At 54.3% G+C, this 3,889-nt stretch carries 5 protein-coding genes; 3 read left to right on the top strand and 2 right to left on the bottom strand.

All coding sequences use genetic code 11. The annotated features are described in order from the left end of the window. Nucleotides 1-56: 56 nt before the first annotated feature. Together CF137_RS01650 and CF137_RS01645 are read left to right on the top strand one after the other, a co-directional pair. Nucleotides 57-263: a hypothetical protein gene (locus tag CF137_RS01650; RefSeq protein ID WP_139717480.1), complete on the top strand. Its 207-nt coding sequence runs from the start codon at nt 57-59 to the stop codon at nt 261-263. Nucleotides 264-371: 108 nt separating this feature from the next. Further along, nucleotides 372-611 (top strand): hypothetical protein, encoded by a 240-nt coding sequence (locus tag CF137_RS01645; protein WP_015056833.1) that lies wholly within the window; start codon nt 372-374, stop codon nt 609-611. A gap of 198 nt (nt 612-809) precedes the next feature. On the opposite strand, the gene CF137_RS01640 is transcribed toward CF137_RS01645, so the two are convergent. Then, nucleotides 810-1,802, bottom strand: a complete 993-nt coding sequence (locus tag CF137_RS01640) for a plasmid recombination protein (protein WP_139717478.1) — start codon at nt 1,800-1,802, stop codon at nt 810-812. 439 nt (nt 1,803-2,241) lie between these two features. Here CF137_RS01640 and CF137_RS01635 point away from each other — a divergent pair, with 439 nt between their 5' ends. Continuing rightward, nucleotides 2,242-2,562, top strand: coding sequence for a type II toxin-antitoxin system RelE/ParE family toxin (locus tag CF137_RS01635; RefSeq protein WP_139717475.1), 321 nt, complete (start codon nt 2,242-2,244; stop codon nt 2,560-2,562). Nucleotides 2,563-2,596: 34 nt separating this feature from the next. Here CF137_RS01635 and CF137_RS01630 read toward each other — a convergent pair whose 3' ends face one another. Then, the gene (locus CF137_RS01630; RefSeq protein ID WP_139717473.1) at nt 2,597-2,911 is read right to left on the bottom strand and encodes a helix-turn-helix domain-containing protein; all 315 of its coding nucleotides are present in this window, start codon (nt 2,909-2,911) and stop codon (nt 2,597-2,599) included. Nucleotides 2,912-3,889 lie beyond the last annotated feature (978 nt).

The following is a 3,889-nucleotide window of genomic DNA, read 5'->3' as shown; positions in this document are numbered from 1 at the left end:
GTCGGCAGCAGTTATCCACGGACGCGGGTTAGGTTTGGTTCTGGCCGGAGGTACTTATGAGGTTCGACAAGCACCTGATCGAGCTTGATGGTGATCGGGTATGGCTACTGGATGCCGCTGGCAAGCGGTTGTGCGACATGACGGACATGCAGCTGCTCGATTTGGGGAGTCGGATCAGTGTAGAAGGTGGCCTGCTCAACTTCGATTTGGAGGCTCAGAAGTGGCGGGAATGCCTCATTGCCTTGGGCCTCGAGCTGGATTGAAAATCATTTTCCAAATTCGACGGTTCAAATTCGCAAATTGATTGCTTTAGGCTCCCGAAGGGGTAACATCAAATTGTCTATTTGATGTTTCAGATTGGAGATTTGATTATGCAGGAGAAAGAGGCCAAGACGGTGTTCGACATGGGGGGATTCTCCAAGGCGATGATCGTCCCCACCCCCATGGGTTCTGGGTTCCACCTCCACTTGGTGCGCTTTGGCAAGGCGGGTACCGAAGTCGTGGAGCGGCAGCGCGGAGGCTGGCGGGTGTTCTCTTCCATCGATGCGGCGGCCAACACGGCCCACGGCATTGGCTTTCGCCGCATCGAGATAGACCTGAGCAGCCGCTAGGTCGGATATATCAGACTTTTGCCCAGCGCAGCAGGAGGGCTAGCGCCCCCATGCATATCGCCCCTTCCCACCATGCTGGGGCGGCCCAGCTGAACACGTCATGCAGGCCAAGCAGCCTCATGAACCAGCCACTTGAGGAGCTGCTTGCCCCCTTCACTGCCAGCACTGCGGCCAGTAGCCCTACAACCTGCCATACCTTCATAGGCCCATCCCCTTACCGCGGCTCCGCTTTGGCTGGAGATCCTGCAGTTTCTCCTCCAGTTCGTTGTTCTGCTCCGAAAGCGTTCGGTTGTAGCCCTTGAGCTTGTCGATCTCTGCCCCTTGTCGGCCTATCACGCTCTGGGCGTTATCGAGCGCCATGGTGAGCCGCTTAACTTCCCCCTGCGCCCTCTGGAGCTCGCTCTGGGCCTTCTGCGCCTCTGTGGTAGCCTGCTGGGCCAGTTCCACGTTGTCCGCGCTATAACGGCCCTTCTGGCGGCTAAACAGGAGCTGCTTGAGCTGGGTATTCTCCTCCTGCAGTGCGGCGTTCTCTCGCTCCAGCTTCTGGGCTTTGGCGTGGCCGCTCATTTTCTCGATCAGGGTCGGGACTGGGGCGGTGCCGGCGCGCAGGTCTGGCCGGTGCGGGTTTCCCCCCAGACCGTTGGGGGTGTACACGCAGGGGATCTTTTCGTTGATCGTGGCGTGGCATCGGCGCCGGATCCCCGCCAGCTTCCGGCCGCCATCCAGCCACGCTTTCGCCTGCAGCTTGCCGTCTTTGATCGGGGTGGCAATGACATGGAAGTGCGGGGTGCTCTCGTCCATATGCAGCTGGATAGATACCACGTTCTCGGGGCCGAACTCCTGATCGGCCCATGCCTTGACCTGCTCCCCGAACGGGGCAAAGAACTGCGCCAGATCGCGCTCGATAGGCGGCCCTTCAGGGCACTCTGGTGCGGGGTCTTCTCGCCAGTCGGTTTGGTTGCCGACCTGGATGATGAACTCGATCGCCACCACGGCATCTTTGCGCTTGGCCAGTGCCGAGGCCGCATCGAGCTTTCCCTGATCCCACTCGACCTTGGTGTGCAGCGGGCTCTCTGTAAACCATGCCCGTTTGGGAAGCTGGCTGCTGGTTTCGTGGAGGCGGAGGTTGTGTCCCTGAGCCCTGCCAATGTCGGCTTTGCTCATCTTGGCTACGGCGAACGTGAACTTCATCGGGGGCTCTGAGGGTGGCGGCTTTGGAGTTCAAAGTGTACTCCTTACACTTTACTGCGCAAAGTAGGAGCCCTGCGGGGCGAAAAAGACCTGCCGCGCTGCGCTTGCCCCCCTCTTTATGCGAAGGGATTTCGCTACGCAATATCCCATCGCCCAAAGAGGGTTGGGTAAATCACATCAAATTTAGTGGTTGCTTTCTGAGCAAATGATTGATTGCTGGATTGACTTGAATATATATCTGCTTGTATGATGCAAGGTGCAGCAATGCCTGCATTTTCCGAACGCGTTCAGCGATTTGGATATTAATGAAAAATGTTAACATTTAATTCCAGCACCGGAAGGGTGCTCTATTAACTACTGCGCAGGATGCGCAGGCGGAGATACAAAATGGCTAATACATTCGAATATTTAAAAACAACCCACTGGCTAAGGAGCCTATATGTCAAACCTGAAGATCGAGACCGCTAACAATCAAGTAGTAAAGTGCCTGCGAGACCTCCCCGAATGGGTAGGGCAGCAGTTCATGGTGGAACTGGAGTCGATCGCTAGCGGTCACCAGCCATCGATGGAAATAGAACACCTCACCTCTGTAGGTAAGGGGGTCATCGAGTTGAAAATCAATGGCCGTCCAGCTTACCGATGCGTGTACACGACGAAGATCGAGGGCAAGATCGTAATCCTGCACGCATTCAAAAAAACTAAAAACGGCCCTGATGTGCACAACTGTGATGTGGCTAAGCAGAGGCTGAAGAACCTCTAAGTTCCGCTTATGAGGGGTAACCTAGGGGGCGGTGTTACAGCACCGCCCTTTTCAGTTTCATATTCAGCGGCTCTTGCCGATTGTCTGGAGTGTATGTCAGCTCACCGCTGAACCCCAGCTTGAATAATAACGAGTAGAGCATGTCGATGGAGAACTTATCGATTCTACCATTGAGCATATTGCTTACTCTTGGTTGGCTGATCCCCAAGGCTTGAGCGGCTTCTTGCTGTGTCCAGCCGTGCTCGTTGACCATGTCCCTGAGGATGATTATTAGTTTTGACTTTAACGACCAAGCATTGAATTTTACAGGGTCGTCAGTCAAGAACGAGAATGGATTCTGATTTGACATATGACACCTATTAATTAATGAGTGTAGACATATTTAAAGTTAATTACACATATTAAATTTAATAACTCACTCTGGTTCACTATAGCAGAGAACTAAAACAGTTCAACGCCATATATCGTGATAAAATCACCATTTTCAAGCTGTTTTTGTTCCTTTTTGGAACAAAAAACAACCTCAAAGATGAGGCGCAATAGTATACACATACTTGTATTAGTCTCAACAAGATTTTTCGGTGGTTTATGAGACATGAGTCGTCGCGATGTAGCTCGGGGGACTTTGCGTTGACGGGATTGAAGGATCCAGCGTAACCTAATCGCCAGAAACGAAAAAACCGCCCTGGCAGGCGGTTTGTTCGAAGGTACTTTGAGTTGGCGCTCTCAGTACCTGGTAACAGCTTCGGGCGGAAGCAGCTACCGTAAGACCCATTCAGTTTAGCGGCCTACGGCCCTATCAATCAAGCAATCTCTCGCCCGAACCCTGTTACCGTTGGCCTCTGCCAATGGCGATTAGTCGTATCCGCTCGAATTGGAAGCATGTTGATGTTGTCGAGCGGGTGCAGGGGTCGGGCCGAACGGGGAATCCTCACATACGGCCCAGCGTGCGACGCGCACCATAGCCTCCCATGGCTCGCAACCATGGGGCACCAGCACCGAGCGCAACGGGGAACCAACCACGGCCAGCTCGATAAAAACGGCGCGGCAGTCCGGCCCACAGGTGGGGACTGAAGCAGGTGCAGAGTGGCAAGGTGTGTCTCAGGAGCGCGTGAGGGGGAGCTGCCGCAAGCAGCCTCGATAGTCCTGAGCAAGGCGATCTATCCAGCGTAACTACGTCATTTTTAACGTAGCCAAGCAGGAGGGCGAGCCTATCTTGAAGCGCAGCGAAAGATAGGCTCGCCGGTGTCTTACGCCCTGTCTTTCAAACAAAAAAAAGAGCGATGATCTTGGCGAGGTGGGTAACTGCGCCCGTCCGTCCACATGC

Origin of the sequence: Aeromonas sobria (assembly GCF_006243315.1) — a bacterium.
GTDB classification, from domain to species: Bacteria; Pseudomonadota; Gammaproteobacteria; order Enterobacterales; family Aeromonadaceae; genus Aeromonas; species Aeromonas sobria_A.
Note: the sequence above shows the minus strand (reverse complement) of the source record. Positions and strands in the feature narration are given on the sequence as shown.